Consider the following 22618-nt stretch of genomic DNA (forward strand, 5'->3'; position numbering starts at 1 on the left):
TTATAAATGAAACAAATTCCGATGACTGTACGTGGCGCGGATAAATTGCGCGAAGAATTAGAACATTTGAAAAATGTACGTCGCCCTCAAATTATTGCCGCAATCGCTGATGCACGTGAGCACGGTGATTTGAAAGAAAACGCGGAATATCATGCCGCTCGTGAGCAGCAGGGTTTCTGCGAAGGCCGTATTCAAGAAATTGAGGCTAAACTTTCTAATGCACAGGTGATTGATGTTACGAAGATGACTAACAGTGGCCGGGTGATTTTTGGAGCAACGGTAACGGTACTGAACGTGGATTCTGATGAAGAGCAGAACTACCGTATTGTAGGTGATGATGAAGCAAATATTAAAGAAAATCTTCTTTCAGTAAATTCACCGATTGCTCGTGGCCTGATTGGTAAAGAAGTGGATGATGTTGTTGTGATCACCACGCCCGGCGGTCAAGTGGAATACGAAGTTTTGAATGTGGATTATCTCTAAAACACCATGATAATCGGCTATTGTGCTGATATGTGAAGTTGACATGGAAGTTGATATGGAAGAAAAAAAGGCCAGTTTTTGGCCTTTTTTATCATAGTAAATGCAATCAATATGGCATTTTTGTACAAATATGCCGTGATTATTTAGGTAGACTAATCTTGCGTTCTTCTGATGGACGGTAGAGAACTAACATTTTTCCAATGATTTGCACATTATGTGCACCAGTTTCACGAACAATCGCTTCAGCGATCAAAGTTTTTAGCTCACGGTCTTCGCCTGCAACTTTGACTTTGATAAGCTCGTGATGTGAAAGAGTTTGTTCGATTTCAGCCAACACGCCTTCGGTTAGCCCATTATTGCCGATCATAACGACAGGCTTTAATGAATGAGCGAGGCTTTTCAGGTATTGGACTTGTTTCTTGTTAAGAGTCATCGTTTTTTTACTTAGTTGGGATTGAAAACGGCATATTCTACCGCCATCTCATATCTATCACCATAAAAGTGTGGTGTGGTTTGATAAGAGAGCGCAAAAAATAAGGCTCTTTATTAGTATAGTTGGAAAGAACAATGGCCAATAAAAAACGTTCAGCAAGCTCAAGTCGCTGGTTACAGGAACATTTTAGTGATAAATATGTTCTTCAGGCGCAGAAAAAGGGGCTTCGCTCTCGCGCTTGGTTTAAACTTGATGAGATACAGCAAAGCGACAAAATCTTTAAACCGGGCATGACCGTTGTTGATTTAGGCGCTGCTCCGGGGGGATGGTCTCAATATGTAGTTAGTCAGATTGGCAATAATGGACGAGTAATTGCTTGTGATCTGTTGCCGATGGACCCGATAGTTGGAGTCGATTTCCTTCAAGGAGATTTTCGTGATGAGCTCGTATTGAAAACATTACTTGAGAGAGTTGGTGATAATAAAGTCCAGGTCGTCATGTCGGATATGGCTCCCAATATGAGTGGAACCCCCGCGGTCGATATTCCCCGATCCATGTATCTGGTTGAGTTAGCGTTGGATATGTGTCGTGATGTGCTGGCCCCTGGGGGTAGTTTTATTGTCAAAGTGTTTCAGGGAGAAGGCTTTGATGAATACCTGAGGGAAATACGCTCCCTTTTTGCGAAGGTAAAAACTCGTAAACCAGAAGCTTCGCGGGCAAGATCACGTGAAGTATATATTGTAGCGACAGGGCGGAAAGTATAGTACCCTGACTACTATTTGTTAACACAGTTGTAATATGAGGTTAATCCCTTGAGTGACATGGCGAAAAACCTGATTCTCTGGTTAGTCATCGCAGTTGTCTTGATGTTATTGTTCCAGAGTTTTGGTCCCAGCGACTCTAGCGGTCGTAGGGTAGATTACTCTAATTTCATCAATGAGATATCGCAGAATCAAGTTAGCGAAGTAAATATTTCGGGTCGTGACATTAATTTCACTAAGAAAGACAACGGTGGAAAATACAGCACTTATATGCCGATTCAGGATGAAAAGTTGCTGGATACCCTACTCAGTAAGCAGGTAAAAGTTATTGGTGAACCACCAGAAAAACAAGGCCTGTTGGCGACCCTCTTTATTTCATGGTTCCCAATGCTACTGCTAATTGGCGTCTGGATCTTCTTTATGCGTCAAATGCAAGGTGGTGGCGGTAAAGGGGCTATGTCTTTCGGTAAAAGCAAAGCCCGTATGTTGACGGAAGACCAGATCAAAACCACGTTTGCTGATGTTGCTGGTTGTGACGAAGCAAAAGAAGAAGTGGGCGAATTGGTTGAGTACTTGCGTGAACCTGGCCGTTTCCAAAAACTGGGTGGCAAGATCCCGAAAGGTATCCTGATGGTCGGTCCTCCGGGTACTGGTAAGACGTTGCTGGCGAAAGCTATCGCTGGTGAAGCAAAAGTACCTTTCTTTACCATCTCTGGTTCTGATTTCGTTGAAATGTTTGTTGGTGTAGGTGCTTCTCGTGTTCGTGATATGTTTGAACAGGCGAAAAAAGCAGCGCCGTGCATCATCTTTATTGACGAAATTGATGCAGTAGGCCGTCAGCGTGGTGCTGGCTTGGGTGGTGGACACGATGAACGTGAACAGACATTGAACCAGATGCTGGTTGAGATGGATGGTTTTGAAGGTAACGAAGGTATTATTGTTATCGCAGCCACTAACCGTCCTGATGTTCTGGATCCTGCCTTGCTACGCCCTGGTCGTTTTGATCGTCAGGTAGTTGTTGGCTTGCCGGATGTACGTGGTCGTGAGCAAATCCTGAAAGTTCATATGCGTCGTATTCCATTGGATACTGATATTGATGCATTGATCATTGCTCGTGGAACACCGGGTTTCTCTGGCGCAGATTTGGCTAACCTTGTGAATGAAGCTGCTTTGTTTGCTGCTCGTGGTAACAAGCGCGTTGTTTCTATGGTTGAGTTCGAAAAAGCCAAAGATAAGATCATGATGGGAGCAGAGCGCCGCTCAATGGTGATGACGGAGGAACAAAAAGAATCCACCGCATACCATGAAGCAGGACATGCCATTATCGGTCGCTTGGTGCCAGAACACGATCCTGTGCATAAAGTGACGATTATTCCTCGCGGCCGTGCGTTAGGTGTGACGTTCTTCTTGCCAGAGGGTGATCAGATCAGTGCGAGCCGTCAGAAATTGGAAAGCCAAATTTCAACTTTATACGGTGGTCGGTTAGCTGAAGAAATTATCTACGGTGTAGATAATGTTTCTACTGGTGCATCCAATGATATTAAAGTAGCGACTTCTATTGCGCGTAACATGGTGACACAGTGGGGTTTCTCAGAAAAACTGGGGCCATTGCTGTATGCGGAAGAAGAAGGTGAAGTTTTCCTCGGTCGTTCGGTTGCCAAGGCAAAACATATGTCTGAAGACACTGCGCGTTTAATTGATCAGGAAGTGAAGGCTATCGTCGATCGTAACTATTTACGTGCTCGTCAGATTCTGATGGATAATCTTGATGTTCTTCATTCAATGAAAGATGCATTGATGAAGTATGAAACTATTGATGCACCTCAGATTGATGATCTGATGAATCGTACAACAGTACGCCCACCAGCAGGTTGGGAAGGCGACAATAATAACGGCGGTAATAGCGGCAGTAGTAATAGCAATAACCGTCATCACACATCATCCCCGCAGCAAACTTCAAAGCCAACGGATGATAACCGAACCGCATAATCTGGTTAACAATCTTACCAACCAAGGGCAATAGTGAATTGTTGCCCTTTTGACTTGAAGACTGTATTTCTTAAATTAAACCCCAGGCTTGTCCTGGGGTTTTGATTATATATAGAAAACCCCCTGCTAGGCCTGTCTCTTATACACAACTTTGTATCCTGCTGTTTTTTATATAAATTATTTTAAACTCCTCGAGACAGCATTGGAGAATATTTCCTTTAAAATCAGTTGGGTATATTTATCAAATTACGGTTATTTGCTCGTAATTTAAGATGTGACTAAAAGATAGGGCTATGCCGGGGGATACTTATATTAAGGTACCTAGCGATGAAACTAACAGCCAGAGGCAGTGTCCTCAATCTTTCCTGCCCACAAGTGATGGGAATTTTGAACGTTACTCCCGATTCTTTTTCTGATGGTGGAACCCATAATACTTTTGACATAGCATTGAAACATGCCGCTAAGATGATTGAAGAAGGAGCGACCATTATTGATGTGGGAGGAGAGTCAACTCGTCCCGGAGCTGATGAGGTAAGTGAGCAGGAAGAATTGGATCGTGTTATTCCGGTGATTGAAGCACTGGCACAGCGCTTTGATACTTGGATCTCTGTGGATACGTCAAAAGCTGCTGTTATGCGGGAATCAGCCAAGGCAGGGGCTCATATTATCAATGACATTCGCTCGTTGCAGGAACCAGGAGCACTTGATGCGGCAGCGCAAAGTGGCTTGCCTATCTGCTTAATGCATATGCAGGGACAACCCCGTACAATGCAAACTGAACCTCACTATGAAGATGTCTTATCGGAAGTAAAAACATTTCTGATACAGCAAATTGAGCGCTGTATTATGGCGGGTATAGCAAGAAACAACCTGATTCTTGATCCTGGCTTCGGTTTTGGTAAGAACTTATCGCATAATTATCAGTTATTGGCTCGCTTGCAAGAATTCCATTATTTGGGTTTGCCTATTCTGGCGGGGATGTCACGTAAATCTATGATTGGTCAATTGCTTGATGTACCACCGCAGGAGCGTGCGACAGGAAGTGTCGCTTGTGCTGTAATTGCAGCCATAAAAGGTGCCCAAATTATCCGTGTACATGATGTGAAAGAAACCGTTCAGGCAATGCAAATCGTTCATGCAACACTGTCTGCCAACATGGCTTGCAAGGAGTACGGTATCTGAAAAGCATACGATTTTTGTAAAATGCACAGTTTGTAAAGTATAACGTTTGTAAAATACAACGTCTGTAAAGCACATGATGTCAGCAAAGGAAAAAGAAATTTATGAGTAACCGTAAATATTTTGGTACTGACGGTATCCGTGGCAAAGTGGGTAATACCCCGATTACCCCTGACTTTGTTTTGAAACTTGGTTGGGCTGCGGGAAAAGTGCTGGCGCGTCATGGTTCTCGCAAAATCATCATTGGTAAAGATACCCGAGTCTCCGGTTATATGCTGGAATCTGCACTAGAAGCAGGGTTGGCCGCTGCGGGATTATCAGCATCTTTTACCGGCCCTATGCCAACACCTGCTGTAGCATATCTAACACGTACTTTTCGTGCAGAAGCTGGCATTGTCATTTCCGCTTCCCATAATCCTTACTATGATAACGGTATTAAATTTTTCTCCATTGATGGAACTAAATTACCTGATGGTGTTGAAGAAGCGATTGAAGCAGAAATGGAAAAACCCCTGACTTGTGTGGAATCTGCTGAGTTAGGACGTGCAAATCGGATCGTTGATGCGGCAGGTCGTTACATTGAATTTTGTAAAGGAACATTTCCCAGTGAGCAAAGTTTAAATGGACTGAAAATTGTTTTAGATTGCGCCAATGGTGCTACTTACCACATTGCTCCGAATGTTCTCAGAGAGCTGGGAGCGGATGTTATTATGATTGGTTGTGAGCCTAATGGTATCAATATCAATGAAGAATGCGGTGCAACAGATGTTCGTCTATTGCAAAAGCGAGTATTGGAAGAGCAGGCACACGTTGGTCTGGCATTTGATGGCGATGGTGACCGTATCATCATGGTTGATCAGCTGGGGCAAAAAATTGATGGTGATCAAATTCTTTATATCATCGCACGTGAAGCCTTGAGACAAGGCCAGCTACGTGGTGGAGCCGTAGGTACGTTGATGAGCAATATGGGGCTGGAGTTGGCATTAAAACAGCTTGGCATCCCATTTGCACGTGCGAAGGTCGGCGATCGCTATGTGCTGGAAAAATTGCAGGAGAAAGGTTGGCGTCTTGGCGCAGAAAACTCAGGCCACGTGATTTTACTGGACAAAACTACAACAGGTGACGGAATTGTTGCTGGATTGCAAGTCTTGAGTGCTATGGTACGCAATAATATGAGCCTGCATGACTTGTGCAGTGGTATGAAACTGTTGCCTCAAATTTTGATTAACGTTCGCTTTGCAGGTGATACCGATCCCCTGCAATCAGAATCGGTGCTGGAAGCCGTAAAATCAGTTGAGGGTGAATTGAATGGTTGTGGTCGTGTTCTGTTGCGTAAATCGGGTACAGAGCCACTGATTCGCATAATGGTGGAAGGTGAAGATGAAGAGCAAGTCACTGCATTGGCTCATCGTATCGCAGATGCAGTGAAGAAAATCGGTTGATTTGTTGATTTTTTCTTCGATTAGCGCCAGTATTTAAAATTAATCTTGCGTGTCTGATACGCTTTGGTTAGTATTCACACTCGCTCAATGAGTTAATTTTTCTAATTTTGTGAGCGGGTGATGCAATATAACGTTGCTACGAAATTGTAGTAAATCCCACGAGGAAACGGGTACAACATATGTATGAAGCTCTTTTAGGTATATTCTTGCTGGTTGGTATCGGGCTGATTGCTCTGGTTCTGCTACAGCAGGGTAAAGGTGCTGATATGGGTGCTTCTTTCGGCGCGGGTGCATCTAGCACGTTGTTTGGTTCATCGGGTTCTGGTAACTTCATGACCCGTATGACGGCTATTTTGGCCACACTGTTTATTGTTATTAGTCTAATTCTGGGTAATATGACCAGCAATAAGACGAGTTCCAATAGTAAATGGGATAATCTTGTTGAGCCTGTAAAAGCTGAAAAACATATAGAAATTCCGGCAACGCCAGTAAAACCAAATAACAGTGATATTCCGCAGTAATTTTCAGTAATAGAATTAAAATAGGGTTGTTAGTTTTAGTCGTGTTGTTTTTAATTATTAGTAAATAACCATTAAAATAACAGTTCTATGAATCAGTGCCGAGGTGGTGAAATTGGTATACACGCTACCTTGAGGTGGTAGTGCCTAAACAACGGGCGTACGGGTTCAAGTCCCGTCCTCGGCACCATTAATCTAGAAACTTGCGTTTTTAGTATTATCAGCGTAAGATTTGCCACGTTTTCGAACGCGGGATGGAGCAGCATGGTAGCTCGTCGGGCTCATAACCCGAAGGTCGTCGGTTCAAATCCGGCTCCCGCAACCACTTCTTGATAACATGTACCTTTTCAACAGTAATAATTCAACAGCCATTGAGATATCGATCCTGATTTGGCAGATTGCTTTGAAAGGTATAGAAAGAAGTTGGTTGAGACCACTGGCAGTAAACAGGGTCCAGTTGCTTAAAGCCCCGAGTCTCGGGGTTTTTTGTTATTTGACAGCAGAACTACTGGGCTATATAGCCCTTTTTTTATGTCTTGGGGGTGGGCTTGTCCACATTAGAGCAAAAATTAACAGAGATGATTTCAGCACCAGTTGAAGCTTTGGGTTTTGAATTAGTTGGCCTGGAGTTTATTCGCGCACGTGTATCAACATTGCGGGTCTATATCGATAGTGAAGAGGGTATCACTGTTGATGATTGTGCTGATGTTAGCCACCAGGTCAGTGCAGTGCTTGATGTTGAAGATCCGATTTCAGTACTTTATAACCTGGAAATATCTTCACCAGGGCTTGAGCGTCCACTGTTTAAAGCTGAGCATTACCAACGTCTTATGGGTGAAAAAGTCAGTTTGGTTTTACGCATGGCAATGCAGAATCGTCGCAAATGGCAAGGTATCATCAAGGCCGTTGATGGTGAAATGATTACGGTTACGGTGGATGGAAAAGACGAAGTGTTCGCACTGAGCAACATCCAGAAAGCGAACCTGGTACCCCACTTTTAAAGTTCGGATGAGGCAACTAGGATGAATAAAGAAATTCTGGCTGTTGTGGAAGCGGTTTCTAATGAAAAATCTCTCCCTCGCGAAAAAATCTTCGAAGCATTAGAGATTGCACTGGCGACAGCCACCAAGAAAAAGTATGAGCAGGAGATCGACGTTCGCGTTTGCATCGATCGTAAATCAGGTGATTTTGATACCTTCCGTCGTTGGTTAGCCGTAGACGAAGTGACTCAGCCAACGCGCGAAATCACACTAGAAGCTGCAAAATATGATGACCCAGAGATTGAACTGGGCGGTTATATTGAAGATCAAATTGAATCAGTGACTTTTGACCGTATCACGACACAAACGGCAAAACAGGTTATCGTACAGAAAGTACGTGAAGCTGAGCGTGCGATGGTTGTTGATCAATTTCGTGAACAGCAAGGCGAAATTGTGACCGGTCAGGTCAAAAAAGTGAACCGCGAAAATATTACTTTGGATTTAGGTAATAACGCTGAAGCGGTCATTTTGCGTGAAGATATGCTGCCACGGGAAAACTTCCGTCCAGGTGACCGCGTACGCGGTGTCCTGTATGATGTTCGTCCTGAAGCGCGTGGCGCACAGCTTTTCATCACCCGTTCTCGTCCAGAGATGTTAGTTGAGTTGTTCCGCATTGAAGTACCTGAGATTGGCGAAGAGATAATTGAGATCAAAGCTGCTGCCCGTGATCCGGGTTCCCGTGCAAAAATTGCAGTAAAAACCAACGACAAGCGTATTGATCCTGTTGGCGCTTGTGTCGGTATGCGTGGTGCAAGGGTACAGGCCGTTTCCAGCGAGCTGGGCGGTGAAAGAATTGACATCGTGCTGTGGGACGATAACCCTGCGCAGTTTGTCATTAATGCAATGGCTCCGGCGGATGTTGCATCTATTGTGGTTGACGAAGATAACTGCACAATGGATGTTGCCGTAGAAAACAGTAATCTTGCTCAGGCGATTGGACGTAATGGTCAAAACGTTCGTCTGGCGGCACAGCTGTTGAAAAAGCATCGTGGTGATGACAAGTGGGAACTGAATGTCATGACTGCGGAAGAGCTACAAGCAAAACATCAGGCAGAAGCACATGCTTCTATTGATACATTTACTAAGCATCTCGACATTGATGAAGATTTCGCCACCGTATTGGTCGAGGAAGGCTTCTCTACACTGGAAGAGTTGGCCTATGTGCCAATCAATGAACTTCTGGCAGTAGAAGGTCTTGATGAAGAAACTGTTGAAGTTCTTCGTGAACGCGCTAAAGCGGCCTTGACGACGCTGGAACTGGCTCAGAAAGAGAGTCTTGGTGATCAGCAACCTGCCGAAGATTTATTGAATCTGCCTGGCATGGAGCGTACTTTGGCGTTTGACCTGGCTGCCCGTGGCATCTGTACTCTGGAAGATCTTGCCGAGCAGGGTATCGACGACTTATCTGATATCGAAGGACTGAATGATGAGAAAGCAGGAGAACTCATTATGGCAGCCCGTAATATCTGTTGGTTTGGCGATGATGCATAAATAAACTGTAGCAGGAAGGAACAGAATGACAGAGGTAACCGTAAAATTACTGGCAGAAGAGATCCAGACATCGGAAGAACGTCTAATCCAGCAATTCGCTGATGCTGGCATTCAGAAAACCGCAACTGACTCTGTTTCCCAGAAAGAAAAAGAAGCTTTGCTGGCCCACCTTAACCGCGAACAAGGCGGTTCTGGCGGTCAGCCAGGTAAATTGACACTACAGCGTAAAACGCGCAGTACACTAAACGTTCCTGGCACCGGTGGCAAAAGTAAATCGGTAGCGATTGAAGTCCGCAAAAAACGCACATATGTAAACCGCGATGCCATTGAACAGGTTACAGCGGAAGAACAGGCGCAGCGTGAAGCGGAAGAGCAAGTTCGGCGCGAGGCAGAAGAGAAGGCGCGGCTTGAAGCTGAAGCGAAACAACTCGCGGAAGAGCAAGCTAAATGTGTAGCTGAAGAAAAGGCGAAACGTGAAGCAGAAGAGAGCGCTCAACGTGAAGCAGAAGAAAAAGCCAAACGTGAAGAGGCTAAACTGTCTCAGCGTGAGGCGGCGGAAAAAGAAAAAGTGACTAAGCAACATACCGAAAACAAACAAAAATCAGTTCAGACTGACTCTGCTGCGCAAAATGAAAAAGCGCGTCGTGAAGCGGAAGCTGCAAATTTAAAACGTAAAGCTGAAGAAGAAATGCGCCGTAAGGTGGAAGCAGAAGCTAAGCGTGTTGCAGAAGAAGCACGTAAAATGGCAGAAGAGAATCAAGACAAATGGTCTAATGTCTCTGATAACAATGAGAATAGTGACTACCACGTAACCACTTCCCGCTATGCTCGTGATGCGGAAGATGAAAATGACGCCAAAGTAGAAGGCGATCGTCGTTCCCGCTCCCGTGGCGGCAAAGCAGCCCGCCAGAAGAAGAATAACAAACATTCTGAATCGAAAGCAGATCGCGAAGAAGCACGTGCAGTGGGTCGTACCAAAGGTAAACAACGTAAGCCTAGCTCTTTACAGCAGAGCTTTACTAAACCTGTTGCCGCGGTTAACCGTGATGTCGTGATTGGTGAAACAATTACTGTAGCTGAATTAGCTAACAAAATGGCCGTTAAAGGTGCTCAGGTTATCAAGACCATGATGAACATGGGAGCAATGGTAACCATCAACCAAGTTATCGATCAAGAAACAGCTCAACTGGTTGCCGAAGAAATGGGGCACAAAGTTATCCTGCGTCGTGAAAACGAGCTGGAAGAAGCGCTAATGAGCGATCGTGATACGGGTGAAACTCTGGCAGAATATCGTGCTCCAGTTGTAACTATCATGGGTCACGTTGACCACGGTAAAACCTCTTTGCTGGACTATATTCGTTCCACTAAAGTGGCTTCCGGAGAGGCTGGCGGCATTACCCAGCACATTGGTGCGTATCATGTGAAAACTGAAAAAGGCATGATCACCTTCCTGGATACTCCAGGCCATGCTGCGTTTACTTCCATGCGTGCACGTGGTGCGAAGGCAACAGATATCGTTGTTCTGGTTGTAGCAGCGGATGATGGCGTGATGCCTCAGACCGTAGAAGCTGTCCAGCATGCTAAAGCGGCCAACGTACCGGTTGTTGTTGCTGTGAACAAGATCGATAAGCCAGAAGCTGATCCGGATCGTGTGAAGAATGAACTGTCACAATACGGCATCATTCCAGAAGATTGGGGCGGTGAAACCCAGTTCATCAATGTGTCTGCTAAAGCAGGTCTTGGTATTGATGAATTGCTGGAGTCAATTTTGCTTCAGGCTGAAGTCCTTGAACTGAAATCTGTACGTACTGGCATGGCGAATGGCGTAGTCATTGAATCCTTCTTGGATAAAGGTCGTGGTCCAGTTGCAACTATTCTGGTTCAGTCTGGTACTCTGAACAAAGGCGATATCGTTCTGTGTGGCTTCGAATATGGCCGTATCCGTGCGATGCGTAACGAATTAGGCCGTGAAGTGACCTCCGCTGGCCCATCTATCCCAGTGGAAATTTTGGGTCTGTCCAATGTTCCATCTGCGGGTGATGAAGCGACTGTTGTTCGTGATGAGAAAAAAGCGCGTGAAGTGGCTCTGTATCGCCAGGGTAAATTCCGTGAAGTGAAATTGGCTCGTCAGCATAAGTCCAAGCTGGAAAATATCTTCGCCAACATGGAAGAAGGTAAGGTATCTGAGCTGAACATCGTTCTGAAAACTGATGTTCAGGGTACATGTGAAGCAATCTGTGACTCATTGCTGAAACTGTCCACTGATGAAGTGAAAGTGAAAATCATCGGTTCTGGTGTGGGTGGTATCACTGAAACTGACGCAACACTGGCAGCGGCATCCAACGCAATTATTCTGGGCTTTAACGTTCGTGCTGATGCGTCTGCGCGTCGTATTATTGAAAACGAAAGCTTGGATCTGCGCTACTACTCCGTTATCTATAACCTGATTGATGAGATCAAACAGGCAATGAGCGGTATGCTGGCACCAGAATATAAACAGCAGATCATGGGTCTTGCCGAAGTTCGTGACGTATTTAAGTCACCGAAGTTTGGTGCAGTTGCTGGTTGTATGGTGACAGAAGGTTCCATAAAGCGTAATAACCCGATCCGCGTACTGCGCAATAACGTCGTAATTTACGAAGGTGAATTGGAATCCTTGCGTCGCTTTAAGGATGACGTTAACGAAGTCCGTAATGGTATGGAATGTGGTATCGGTGTGAAGAACTACAATGATGTTCGCGTTGGCGACATGATTGAAGTCTTTGAAGTGATTGAAATCAAACGCTCCATTGATTAATACCATTATTTATCCAATAGATTTATTCCATTTTTGGGGGGCTTAATGCCCCCCAAAATGTCAGGAGATATAACAATGGCAAGAGAATTCAGTCGTACTCAACGCGTTGCACAGGAAATGCAAAAAGAGATTGCCATCATCTTACAGCGCGAAGTTAAAGATCCCCGTATCGGAATGGCGACGGTCTCTGGTGTTGAGGTTTCCCGCGATCTGGCTTATGCCAAAGTATTTGTAACCTTTCTGAATGTACTGGTGGAAGGCCATGATTCAAATAGGGTGGAAGAAGGTATCAAGGCATTGAACGAAGCTTCTGGTTTTATTCGTTCCCTGCTGGGCAAAGCAATGCGTCTGCGTGTCATTCCTGAACTGACATTTTCTTATGACAGTTCTTTGGTAGAAGGGATGCGTATGTCGAACTTGGTCAGCAACGTCGTTAAAAACGATGAGAAGCGTCGCGCCTCTGCGGATCACAACGAGGAAAAATGATGGGACGCTGTCGTAGAGGCCGTGCTATACACGGTGTACTGTTGCTGGATAAGCCACAGGATATTTCCTCCAATGATGCGTTGCAGAAAGTAAGGTGGATTTTCAATGCCAGTAAGGCGGGTCATACTGGCGCATTAGATCCATTGGCAACAGGTATGTTGCCGATTTGTCTTGGTGAAGCCACCAAATTTTCCCAATTCTTGCTGGATTCTGACAAACGCTATCGTGTGATTGCCCGTTTGGGACAGCGTACGGATACTTCGGATTCACATGGAACAATCATTAGTGAACGTGAAGTAAAAATCACCGAATCTCAGCTTGATGTTGCATTGGATACATTCCGTGGTGATACCATGCAGGTTCCTTCCATGTACTCTGCATTGAAACATCAGGGAAAACCGCTATACGAATATGCCCGTAAGGGGATTGAAGTTGAGCGGGAAGCGCGTCCTATTACTGTTTATGAATTACAATTCATTCGCTGGGAAGAGAATGAGCTGGAATTAGAAATACACTGTTCCAAGGGAACTTACATTCGAACCATCATTGATGACTTAGGGGAACTTCTGGGCTGTGGCGCTCATGTCATTTACTTGCGTCGTTTGCAGGTTGCCAATTATCCCAATCAAAGAATGGTAACGTTGGAACAGTTACATGAATTAAAACAACAGGCTGAAGAACAAGAGATTGAGGCGTGGGAATTGCTTGATCCATTGTTGTTACCAATGGATACCGCCGTTGCCCATTTTCCTGTCATCCATTTAACCTCCGTGGTTGCGTCTTACTTTAAACAAGGCCAACCAGTTCGAAGCAAACATAATTTGACTTCAAATGAATGGGTGAGAGTCATTGAAGGAGATGAAAATAAATTCATCGGCATTGCGGTGATTGATGATGATGGCTTAGTGGCTCCGCGCCGCCTGGTTGTTGAAGAAACTAAATAGCTGAAGAAACTGAAATCGAATAATGATAGCAACCGACAAGGAATTTAAAGCAGGTAAATTGAGTAGAGGCGTAGAATGACGATGATTGTGCTGTCTTGCGCTTCACTTATTTGCAGCGTAGAATACCGCGTCTATATATGAGTTGCTGAATTAGAGATCGGCACTTGTCATTTTAAATTACATATTTGGAGTTATACTATGTCTCTAAGTACTGCTGCGAAAGCACAGATTATTACTGAATTTGGTCGCGGCGCTAACGACAGTGGTTCCAGCGAAGTTCAGATCGCACTGTTGACTGCTGACATCAACCAATTGCAAGGTCACTTTTCAGAGCACAAAAAAGATCACCACAGCCGTCGTGGTCTGCTGAGAAAAGTTGCACAGCGTCGTAAGCTGCTGACCTACCTGAAGGGTAAAGATTTGGCACGTTATATTGCTCTGATTGAGCGTCTGGGACTGCGTCGCTAATTGATGTGTTTCAGTGAAAAGGGGCCTAATCGGGCCCCTTTTCTTCTAGGAAACGGAATTGATAGAAACCGGAGTTAAGAGATTTAAACCCTATTTTTACCGTTTCTAAAATTTAAACCTCTTCCGCTACAGTGACTCGCGCGGCTAATGAGAGTCCTTAAAGGATTGAGCACTGTCATTAGTCGTGAGGGTGTAGCAAGAAGAGAAAATCCATTGTTTTCGTTCTGTTAAAACGACAACACTAATAAAGGAACATTATTTTGCTGAATCCGATTGTTCGTAAATTCCAGTATGGTCAACACACTGTGACCATCGAAACCGGCATGATGGCTCGTCAGGCGACAGCAGCCGTTATGGTAAGTATGGATGACACAGCGGTATTTGTAACCGTCGTAGGTCAAAAGAAAGTCAAAGCAGGTCAGGATTTTTTCCCTCTGACTGTTAACTATCAGGAGCGTACTTACGCTGCTGGTCGTATTCCGGGAAGTTTCTTCCGTCGCGAAGGTCGTCCGGGAGAAGGTGAAACGTTAGTTGCCCGTCTTATCGACCGTCCTCTGCGCCCTCTGTTCCCAGAAGGTTTCCTGAATGAAGTTCAAATCATCGCGACAGTCGTTTCTGTTAACCCACAAGTAAATCCTGATATTGTTGCCATGATTGGTTCTTCTGCTGTATTGGCATTGTCTGGTATCCCATTCAATGGCCCAATTGGTGCTGCGCGTGTTGGCTACGTCAATGATCAGTACGTACTGAACCCAACCAGTGATGAGCTGAAAAACAGTCGTCTGGATCTGGTCGTTGCAGGTACTGAAGGTGCGGTACTGATGGTAGAATCTGAAGCGGATCTGCTGACTGAAGAACAAATGTTGGGTGCGGTTGTATTTGGTCACGAGCAACAACAGATTGTGATTGATAATATTAATGCATTGGTCGCTGAAGCGGGCAAAGAGAAGTGGGATTGGTCACCAGAGCCTATCAATCAGTCTCTGCACGATCGCGTTGCGGAACTGGCTGAAAGCCGCCTGGGTGATGCTTATCGTATTACTGAGAAGCAGGAACGTTACGCTCAGGTTGATATTATCAAAGAAGAAGTTTCTGCGGTTATTCTGGCAGAATCTGCGGAAAAAGGCATTGAACTGGAAGAAGCAGAAATTCTTGAAGTTCTGTCTGTTCTGGAGAAAAACGTTGTTCGTGGTCGTGTCCTGCGTGGTGAGCCTCGTATTGATGGTCGTGAAAAAGACATGGTTCGTGCTCTGGACGTTCGCACAGGCGTGCTGCCACGTACTCATGGTTCATCTCTGTTCACCCGTGGTGAAACTCAGGCACTGGTTGCTGCGACACTGGGTACAGAGCGTGATGCTCAAGTTATTGATGAACTGATGGGTGAGCGTACAGATCGCTTCCTGTTCCATTATAACTTCCCTCCATACTCTGTAGGCGAAACTGGCATGGTCGGTTCACCAAAACGTCGTGAAATTGGTCACGGTCGTCTGGCGAAACGTGGCGTATTGGCTGTAATGCCAAGCATCAACGAATTCCCATATACCGTTCGTGTAGTTTCTGAAATAACTGAATCCAACGGTTCTTCTTCTATGGCTTCTGTCTGTGGTGCTTCATTGGCACTGATGGATGCTGGCGTGCCAATCAAGGCTGCCGTTGCAGGTATCGCAATGGGTCTGGTGAAAGAAGGGGATAGCTTTGTTGTTCTGTCTGACATTCTGGGTGACGAAGATCATCTGGGCGACATGGACTTTAAAGTTGCAGGTAGCCGTGATGGTGTCAGCGCATTGCAAATGGACATCAAAATCGAAGGCATTACCCGTGAAATCATGCAGATTGCTTTGAATCAGGCTAAAGGTGCCCGTTTGCACATCCTTAATGTCATGGAGCAGGCAATTCAGAGTCCACGCAATGATATTTCTGAATTTGCACCACGTATTCACACTATCAAGATCAATCCAGACAAAATCAAAGATGTGATTGGTAAAGGTGGTTCCGTGATCCGCGCATTGACAGAAGAAACAGGCACCACCATTGAAATCGAAGATGATGGTACAGTCAAGATTGCGGCGACTGACAGTGATAAAGCACGTCATGCCATCAGTCGTATTGAAGAAATCACTGCTGAAGTTGAAGTTGGTCGTATTTATACTGGTAAAGTTACCCGTATTGTTGATTTTGGTGCATTTGTTGCCATTGGTGGCGGTAAAGAAGGGCTGGTACATATTTCTCAGATCGCGGACAAACGTGTAGAGAAAGTCACTGATTACTTGCAAATCGGGCAAGAAGTTCCTGTGAAAGTGTTGGAAATTGACCGCCAGGGTCGTGTCCGCCTGAGCATGAAAGAAGCCCTGATCACGACTGATGAAGCACAACAGTCAACAGAATCATCAGTAGAATAAATTTGACGTAAAGAGCGGCATCCTGTAAAAAGGGCGCCGTTTATCTCAATAGATTTCGAGTTGGTGTTTACAGTAACTTGAAATATGAGAGAAAGTTAATTTTGGGCAGGAAGCCTGAAACATACAATGTGGGTGGAGTAACAGGGCATTCTGATTAATGTCTGACTTCGGGAGTGGGAAATGAATTCTTTTCTGCGCTGGTGTTATGTTGCGGCTATTTTTCTTCTTGTGGGATGTAGCAGCAATGGGTGGCGTAAAAATGAAGTTATTGCTATTCCATTACAGCCAGCATTGCAACAAGAGGTTATCCTGGCTCGTATGGAACAAATACTTGCGAGTCGGTCTCTTACGGAAGATGAGTATGCACAGCTTTTATATGAACGAGGTGTGCTGTATGATAGCCTTGGGCTGAGGGCACTGGCACAGAATGATTTTTCAGTGGCTTTGTCTATCCGTCCTGATATTCCTGATATTTTTAATTATCTAGGAATTTATTTTACGCAGGCAGGCAATTTTGATTCTGCCTATGAAGCGTTTGATTCTGTTTTAGAACTTGATCCAACTTACAATTACGCGCGAATGAATCGCGGCATTTCACTGTATTACGGTGGCCGTTATCGATTGGCGCAGGATGATCTGCAGGCGTTTTATCAAGACAATCCGAATGATCCCATCCGTTCGTTGTGGTTGTACCTTGTGGAAGAAAAAATTGACTCTAAGGTTGCAATGACGAATTTGTCGTACCATTTTGACAAAGCGAACCGGGGGCTATGGGGCTGGAATATCGTTGAATTCTATTTGGGCAAAATCAGTGAAAAAACACTGATGGAGCGATTAAAACAGAACTCAACGGATAACACTTCGCTCGCTGAGCATCTCAGTGAAACTGACTTCTATTTAGGTAAACATTACCTAAGTCTGGGGGATGAGGATAGCGCAACTGCGTTATTCAAGCTGACGGTAGCTAACAATGTCCATCACTTTGTTGAGCACCGCTACGCATTGTTGGAATTGGCGTTATTAGGCCAAAAACAAGATGACTTATCGGAATCGAACCAACAATAGCTGACGAACATATTCACGACAGATTTTAAAGTCCACATCTTTAGAGGTGGGGGCTTGTTTGTTCGTTTAATAACATAATTTGAGCCAGTTCACATTTTAAATGAAAATGATAGAAATTCTTTTCACTGTGTTATGTAGACTGGCCGCCACGATTAATAAGGCACCATTACATGACCACTGAGACTGAAATCTCTTTTGCTGATTTAGGTTTATCAACTCCTATTCTTTCTGCACTGGAAGGGTTGGGCTATGAAAAGCCTTCTCCTATCCAACAACAATGTATTCCTCACCTGCTGAACGGCTGTGACGTGCTGGGCATGGCACAGACGGGTAGTGGTAAAACTGCGGCATTCAGCTTGCCTTTACTGCATAACATTGATGCTGAACTTAAAGCTCCACAGATCCTTGTGTTAGCACCAACCCGTGAACTGGCGGTACAGGTTGCTGAAGCGTGTTCAGAGTTCTCTAAACATATGCGCAATGTGAATGTTGTTGCACTTTACGGTGGGCAGCGTTACGACGTCCAATTACGTGCATTGCGTCAAGGGCCACAAGTTGTGGTGGGAACGCCTGGCCGTCTGTTAGATCACTTGAAACGTGGAACATTGGATCTGTCCAATCTGAAAGGTTTGGTACTGGATGAAGCCGACGAAATGTTGCGTATGGGCTTTATCGAAGATGTTGAAAACATCATGAGCCAGATCCCTGCTGAACACCAGACAGCTCTGTTCTCAGCAACGATGCCTGAAGCGATTCGCCGCATTACCCGTCGCTTCATGAATAACCCACAAGAAGTTCGTATTCAGAGCAATGTCACCAACCGCCCTGACATCAGCCAGAGCTATTGGTCTGTTTACGGCGTGCGCAAAAATGAAGCACTGGTACGTTTCCTTGAAGCAGAAGATTTTGATGCTGCGATTATTTTCGTGCGTACCAAAAATGCAACGTTGGAAGTGGCAGAAACTCTGGAGCGCAACGGTTACAACTCTGCTGCACTGAATGGTGACATGAACCAGGCTTTGCGCGAACAAACGCTTGAGCGCTTGAAAAATGGTCGTTTGGACATTCTGATTGCGACTGATGTAGCTGCTCGTGGTCTGGATGTTGAACGCATTAGTTTGGTTGTTAACTACGACATCCCAATGGATGCAGAATCTTATGTACACCGTATCGGTCGTACTGGTCGTGCAGGCCGTGCAGGCCGTGCCCTGTTGTTTGTTGAAAACCGTGAGCGTCGTTTGCTGCGTAACATTGAACGCACCATGAAACTGACAATCCCAGAAGTTGAACTGCCGAACGCAGAACTTCTGAGTCAGCGTCGTCTGGAGAAATTTGCCGCTAATGTTCAGCAACAATTGGAAAGCAGCGATCTGGATCAATACCGCTCATTGCTGTCTAAGCTGGGCACTGGTGATGAACTGGATATGGAAACACTGGCAGCAGGCTTACTGAAAATGGCACAGGGTGAGCGCCCACTTATTCTGCCACCAGACCCAGTGCGTCGTCCTCGTCGTGAATTCAACGAGCGTGATGACCGTCGTCGTAATGGCAACGGTTTTGGTGAGCGTGACCGGGGTGACCGAAATGACAGAGGTGACAGAGGTGATCATCCTCGTCGTGAACGTCGTGACGTGGGTGACATGGAACTGTATCGCATTGATGTGGGTCGTGATGATGGTGTTGAAGTTCGCCATATAGTGGGCGCAATTGCAAACGAAGGTGATATCAGCAGCCGTTACATCGGCAATATCAAACTGTTTGCGACACATTCCACGATTGAGCTGCCAAAAGGGATGCCAGGTGAATTACTGTCTCACTTCACCCGTACCCGTATTTTGAACAAACCACTGAACATGCAGCTGTTGGGCGATGCGCAACCATTTGAACGCCGTGAGCGTCGTGGTGGTGGCCGCAATGGTAACGGCGGCAACGGTGGCAATGGCCCACGTCGTGACCGTGAGGGTTTCGGCAATAATAGCAATAATAATGGTGGTCGCCGTTTTAACAACGAACGTCGTGGTGGTGAGCGTAATTCTTTCCGCGGTCGTAGCAACGATGACTCCAATGGTGATGGTGGTGCATCTCGTCGCCGTCAAAGCAATGGCAACGTATAAGATAACGTATAAATACATACGAACGTCTGATTGACTTGCTTGATTCATTGCGTTGAAAATATCGCAATGATAGATTGAATAAAGCCCTTTCTCTGTAAGAAGAAAGGGCTTTTTCTATTTATAGCATATGGTTATTTATGACATGAGATTATGTCTTATGAAATTAGAATTGAATTTAGGCTGCTTTCTTGGCGATACATTTGTTTAACTCGGCTTTGCTCCAATGGATGAGTTAGTACACGGTGTTTACACTCAAAAATCTGCTTAATTCTTTTCAAAAAGCCATGCTAATGAAGCAGTGTGCGTAACTGAAATTCTGCATCATAAAACTCACCGATAAGTAAACGTGATGTACTGAAATTTCCCTCAATCTCCACCTCTTTCTGATTATTGAGGTTTTTCAGGATCATTCTATTTGTCTTAATTTTGAGATAAAAATCCGCCAAGGGCATCTCCTTTGTTTATTTTTTCTGTAGGATCAGGAGATTATGCCCTAAGCGATGATTAATTTAACCCCAATTCTTCTTTTAGGGGTTTCAGATAACGACGACTCACGGGAATACGTTTATCATTGCTCAGAACCAGTTCTGCCTGTCCGCTTTCGACAAAAACAATTTCCCGCAAATGGATCATATTGATGAGATACTGGCGATGGCAACGAGTCAGTGAAGTACGGGTTTCCAGAGTACGCAGAGTCAACTCGGTAAAGCCTTCCTGTCCGTTGGCGCTCATGACATATACACCACTTAGTCGGGAAGTGACATATAGTACATCGCCCAATGGAATCAACCAGATTCGGCTATGCCCAGTACAGGGAATGTATTTCAGTTGCTCATCTTCGCGTTGCAGATCTGCCAAATTCTGTTTTTGATAACCGGAACGCAGCCGTTGCAAAGTTTTACTCAAACGCTTTTTTTCCAGCGGCTTTAACAAATAATCGAAAGCGTGCTCTTCAAAGGCTTGCACCGCATACTCATCAAAAGCGGTCAAAAAGACAATATAAGGGCGATGCTCAGGATCGAGCATTCCTACCATTTCAAGCCCAGTAATGCGGGGCATTTGAATATCAAGGAAAACAACATCGGGTTTCAGACGATGGATAGCACCGATTGCTTCCACTGCATTGGCACATTCTCCAATGATTTGAATATCCTTTTCCTCTTCTAGCAGACAACGTAGGTTCTCACGTGCCAGAGGCTCATCATCAACAATCAATACATTCATACTTACGCCGCTTTGTCAGCCCCTTTTTCCAACGGTAAACATAAAATAATACGGGTAAATGCTTCTGGCTGGTATTCAACATGCACGCCGTAGTGCTCACCATAGCGAAGACGCAGACGTTTATCTACCAGACTCATCCCAAGTCCATCCCCCCTCTGTTCAGGGTGATAAAGTCCTGCATTGTCTTCAATTTCTACTCGCAGCAGATTAATATCCTGATAGGCACGGATCGTAATTTGTCCTGTATCTAATAACTGTGACGTACCATGTTTGATGGCATTTTCTACCATAGGTTGCAGAGAAAATGCGGGTAATTTTGCGTAGCGCAGCGCTTCGGGTATCTCTATAGCAATCTGAAGACGTTCACGGAAGCGTGCTTTCTCAATTTGTAAGTAAGCATTCACATGCTCTATTTCATTCTCCAATGTGGCGATGTCTTCAGACCGTTTCAAATTCTTACGGAAAAATGTTGAAAGATACTGTACAAGCTGGCCTGCCTGCTGGCTATCCCGACGAATGACCGCTTGTAACGTATTTAAGGCATTAAATAAAAAGTGAGGATTCACTTGCGCGTGAAGGAGCTTTATTTCTGATTGCAGTAACGATTGCTTATTCCGTTCATATTGTCCGGCAAGAATTTGGGCTGAGAGCAGACTGGCAATACCCTCGCCTAATGTGCGATTAATAGAACTGAATAAACGATTCTTGGCTTCGTAAAGTTTGATAGTACCAATGACCTGCTGGTTTTCTCCACGCAAAGGGATAACCAATGCGGAGCCGAGTTTGCAGGTTGGGCTGAGGGAACAGCAATAAGGTGTTTTATTGCCATCGGCATACACGACTTCATTATTCTGAATAGCACGATGAGACTGTTCGGCAGCAATAGGAGTACCGGGTAAATGGTGATCTGAACCGGTGCCGATAAACGCCAGTAACTTTTCTCTGTCTGTAATCGCGACAGCACTGACCTCCAACTCCTGATAGATAACTTTTGCTACACGCATACTATTATCTTCATTGAATCCTTTATGCAAAATTCCCTCTGTACAGACAGCAATTTTTAAGGCTTGGGCAGAAAAAGCGTTGTTGTATTTTTCGAAAATAGCACGTCTGTCCAATAAGATACGGATAAACATGGCCGCTCCTACACTATTGGCGATGATCATAGGAGCAGCGATATCTTTCACCAAATTCAGTGCATCCCCAAAAGGATTGGTAAGAAGCAGGATGATCCCCATCTGGATGCATTCAGCAAAGAAAGTGACAATAGCCGCCGTCCACGGGTTCAGCAACTTATTAATCTGGCCTCGTTTCATCAGGTAAATATGGACAAGGCCACCAAGAACGCCTTCCACAATGGTGGATACCATACAACTGAACGCAGTCATCCCTCCGAGAGAATAGCGATGCAGACCTCCAGTGAAGCCTACCATTGCCCCTACTGAGGGGCCACCGAACAGCCCGCCCAAGACAGCACCGATAGCACGGGTATTGGCAATGGAGTCATTAACATTCAGCCCGAAGTACGTCCCCATAATGCAAAAAATAGAAAAAATAACGTAACACATCAATTTATGTGGTAAGCGAATGGTGACTTGCAGCAGGGGAACAAACAGAGGTGTTTTACTTAGCAGCCAGGCGGTCACCAAATAGACACACATCTGCTGAAGTAATAACAACACGAGGTTAAATTCGTACATATATTTTCATTGTGAGATTAATAACGATGAATAAATTTAAAGTAGCATTATCAAAGGTTGAATTTCATGTCGTCAATAGACTTTT

General features: G+C 44.9%; 19 protein-coding genes and 2 tRNA genes. 17 read left to right on the forward strand and 4 right to left on the reverse strand.

The genetic code is table 11. The features are described from left to right. Positions 1–6: 6 nt before the first annotated feature. Positions 7–483 carry a transcription elongation factor GreA gene (greA, locus tag BM135_RS00560; protein WP_092516831.1) on the forward strand — a complete coding sequence of 159 codons (477 nt, stop codon included), beginning with the start codon at positions 7–9 and terminating at the stop codon, positions 481–483. Positions 484–622: 139 nt separating this feature from the next. Here greA and yhbY read toward each other — a convergent pair whose 3' ends face one another. After that, entirely contained in the window at positions 623–916 is a 294-nt protein-coding gene (gene yhbY, locus BM135_RS00565) for a ribosome assembly RNA-binding protein YhbY (RefSeq protein WP_139204057.1), read from the reverse strand. Between the two features lie 134 nt (positions 917–1050). Here yhbY and rlmE point away from each other — a divergent pair, with 134 nt between their 5' ends. The 16 genes from rlmE to BM135_RS00645 all read left to right on the forward strand — a co-directional run bounded on the left by rlmE (position 1051) and on the right by BM135_RS00645 (position 19609). Beyond that, positions 1051–1680, forward strand: coding sequence for a 23S rRNA (uridine(2552)-2'-O)-methyltransferase RlmE (gene rlmE / locus BM135_RS00570; protein ID WP_092516835.1), 630 nt, complete (start codon positions 1051–1053; stop codon positions 1678–1680). Positions 1681–1728: 48 nt separating this feature from the next. Continuing rightward, a complete protein-coding gene (gene ftsH / locus BM135_RS00575) occupies positions 1729–3666 on the forward strand; it encodes an ATP-dependent zinc metalloprotease FtsH (RefSeq protein ID WP_092516837.1) in 1938 nt (645 codons plus the stop codon). Between the two features lie 327 nt (positions 3667–3993). After that, on the forward strand, positions 3994–4848 hold the full coding sequence (gene folP, locus BM135_RS00580) for a dihydropteroate synthase (RefSeq protein WP_092516839.1): 855 nt from the start codon (positions 3994–3996) through the stop codon (positions 4846–4848). A gap of 101 nt (positions 4849–4949) precedes the next feature. Next, the gene (gene glmM / locus BM135_RS00585) at positions 4950–6287 is read left to right on the forward strand and encodes a phosphoglucosamine mutase (RefSeq protein ID WP_092516841.1); all 1338 of its coding nucleotides are present in this window, start codon (positions 4950–4952) and stop codon (positions 6285–6287) included. 179 nt (positions 6288–6466) lie between these two features. Further along, positions 6467–6808, forward strand: a complete 342-nt coding sequence (gene secG, locus BM135_RS00590) for a preprotein translocase subunit SecG (protein WP_092516843.1) — start codon at positions 6467–6469, stop codon at positions 6806–6808. Positions 6809–6905: 97 nt separating this feature from the next. Further along, positions 6906–6995: transfer RNA gene (locus BM135_RS00595), tRNA-Leu, on the forward strand. 58 nt (positions 6996–7053) lie between these two features. Next, positions 7054–7130, forward strand: a tRNA-Met gene (locus BM135_RS00600). A 223-nt stretch (positions 7131–7353) separates the two neighbouring features. Beyond that, entirely contained in the window at positions 7354–7806 is a 453-nt protein-coding gene (gene rimP / locus BM135_RS00605) for a ribosome maturation factor RimP (protein ID WP_139204059.1), read from the forward strand. Between the two features lie 21 nt (positions 7807–7827). Further along, positions 7828–9336, forward strand: a complete 1509-nt coding sequence (nusA, locus tag BM135_RS00610; RefSeq protein WP_092516845.1) for a transcription termination factor NusA — start codon at positions 7828–7830, stop codon at positions 9334–9336. Between the two features lie 25 nt (positions 9337–9361). Further along, the gene (gene infB, locus BM135_RS00615) at positions 9362–12133 is read left to right on the forward strand and encodes a translation initiation factor IF-2 (RefSeq protein ID WP_092516847.1); all 2772 of its coding nucleotides are present in this window, start codon (positions 9362–9364) and stop codon (positions 12131–12133) included. A 75-nt stretch (positions 12134–12208) separates the two neighbouring features. Continuing rightward, positions 12209–12619 carry a 30S ribosome-binding factor RbfA gene (gene rbfA, locus BM135_RS00620; protein WP_092516849.1) on the forward strand — a complete coding sequence of 137 codons (411 nt, stop codon included), beginning with the start codon at positions 12209–12211 and terminating at the stop codon, positions 12617–12619. Beyond that, the gene (gene truB / locus BM135_RS00625; RefSeq protein WP_092516851.1) at positions 12619–13563 is read left to right on the forward strand and encodes a tRNA pseudouridine(55) synthase TruB; all 945 of its coding nucleotides are present in this window, start codon (positions 12619–12621) and stop codon (positions 13561–13563) included. The genes rbfA and truB overlap by 1 nt, the downstream gene beginning before the upstream one ends. A gap of 198 nt (positions 13564–13761) precedes the next feature. Further along, entirely contained in the window at positions 13762–14031 is a 270-nt protein-coding gene (rpsO, locus tag BM135_RS00630; RefSeq protein WP_092516853.1) for a 30S ribosomal protein S15, read from the forward strand. Positions 14032–14291: 260 nt separating this feature from the next. Beyond that, positions 14292–16430 carry a polyribonucleotide nucleotidyltransferase gene (pnp, locus tag BM135_RS00635; RefSeq protein ID WP_092516855.1) on the forward strand — a complete coding sequence of 713 codons (2139 nt, stop codon included), beginning with the start codon at positions 14292–14294 and terminating at the stop codon, positions 16428–16430. A gap of 180 nt (positions 16431–16610) precedes the next feature. Then, positions 16611–17495, forward strand: a complete 885-nt coding sequence (gene nlpI / locus BM135_RS00640; RefSeq protein ID WP_092516856.1) for a lipoprotein NlpI — start codon at positions 16611–16613, stop codon at positions 17493–17495. Positions 17496–17665: 170 nt separating this feature from the next. Further along, complete coding sequence (locus BM135_RS00645; protein WP_092516858.1) at positions 17666–19609, forward strand: DEAD/DEAH family ATP-dependent RNA helicase; 1944 nt, start codon at positions 17666–17668, stop codon at positions 19607–19609. 287 nt (positions 19610–19896) lie between these two features. On the opposite strand, the gene BM135_RS16825 is transcribed toward BM135_RS00645, so the two are convergent. Genes BM135_RS16825 through BM135_RS00655 form a run of 3 tightly spaced genes read right to left on the reverse strand, consistent with a single transcriptional unit; the run spans position 19897 to position 22533 of the window. Beyond that, entirely contained in the window at positions 19897–20055 is a 159-nt protein-coding gene (locus BM135_RS16825; RefSeq protein WP_175485859.1) for a hypothetical protein, read from the reverse strand. A 58-nt stretch (positions 20056–20113) separates the two neighbouring features. Continuing rightward, on the reverse strand, positions 20114–20833 hold the full coding sequence (gene btsR / locus BM135_RS00650) for a two-component system response regulator BtsR (RefSeq protein WP_092516860.1): 720 nt from the start codon (positions 20831–20833) through the stop codon (positions 20114–20116). Between the two features lie 2 nt (positions 20834–20835). Further along, on the reverse strand, positions 20836–22533 hold the full coding sequence (locus BM135_RS00655; protein ID WP_092516862.1) for a sensor histidine kinase: 1698 nt from the start codon (positions 22531–22533) through the stop codon (positions 20836–20838). Positions 22534–22618: the final 85 nt, after the last annotated feature.

Origin of the sequence: Xenorhabdus japonica (assembly GCF_900115195.1) — a bacterium.
GTDB lineage: Bacteria > Pseudomonadota > Gammaproteobacteria > Enterobacterales > Enterobacteriaceae > Xenorhabdus > Xenorhabdus japonica.

Excerpts from the sequence above, each read along its gene's own strand:
- greA (WP_092516831.1), top strand. The coding sequence starts at position 7 with ATGAAACAAATTCCGATGACTGTACGTGGCGCGGATAAATTGCGCGAA.
- yhbY (WP_139204057.1), bottom strand. The coding sequence starts at position 916 with ATGACTCTTAACAAGAAACAAGTCCAATACCTGAAAAGCCTCGCTCAT.
- rlmE (WP_092516835.1), top strand. The coding sequence starts at position 1,051 with ATGGCCAATAAAAAACGTTCAGCAAGCTCAAGTCGCTGGTTACAGGAA.
- folP (WP_092516839.1), top strand. The coding sequence starts at position 3,994 with ATGAAACTAACAGCCAGAGGCAGTGTCCTCAATCTTTCCTGCCCACAA.
- glmM (WP_092516841.1), top strand. The coding sequence starts at position 4,950 with ATGAGTAACCGTAAATATTTTGGTACTGACGGTATCCGTGGCAAAGTG.
- secG (WP_092516843.1), top strand. The coding sequence starts at position 6,467 with ATGTATGAAGCTCTTTTAGGTATATTCTTGCTGGTTGGTATCGGGCTG.
- nusA (WP_092516845.1), top strand. The coding sequence starts at position 7,828 with ATGAATAAAGAAATTCTGGCTGTTGTGGAAGCGGTTTCTAATGAAAAA.
- infB (WP_092516847.1), top strand. The coding sequence starts at position 9,362 with ATGACAGAGGTAACCGTAAAATTACTGGCAGAAGAGATCCAGACATCG.
- rbfA (WP_092516849.1), top strand. The coding sequence starts at position 12,209 with ATGGCAAGAGAATTCAGTCGTACTCAACGCGTTGCACAGGAAATGCAA.
- truB (WP_092516851.1), top strand. The coding sequence starts at position 12,619 with ATGGGACGCTGTCGTAGAGGCCGTGCTATACACGGTGTACTGTTGCTG.
- rpsO (WP_092516853.1), top strand. The coding sequence starts at position 13,762 with ATGTCTCTAAGTACTGCTGCGAAAGCACAGATTATTACTGAATTTGGT.
- nlpI (WP_092516856.1), top strand. The coding sequence starts at position 16,611 with ATGAATTCTTTTCTGCGCTGGTGTTATGTTGCGGCTATTTTTCTTCTT.
- BM135_RS00645 (WP_092516858.1), top strand. The coding sequence starts at position 17,666 with ATGACCACTGAGACTGAAATCTCTTTTGCTGATTTAGGTTTATCAACT.
- btsR (WP_092516860.1), bottom strand. The coding sequence starts at position 20,833 with ATGAATGTATTGATTGTTGATGATGAGCCTCTGGCACGTGAGAACCTA.
- BM135_RS00655 (WP_092516862.1), bottom strand. The coding sequence starts at position 22,533 with ATGTACGAATTTAACCTCGTGTTGTTATTACTTCAGCAGATGTGTGTC.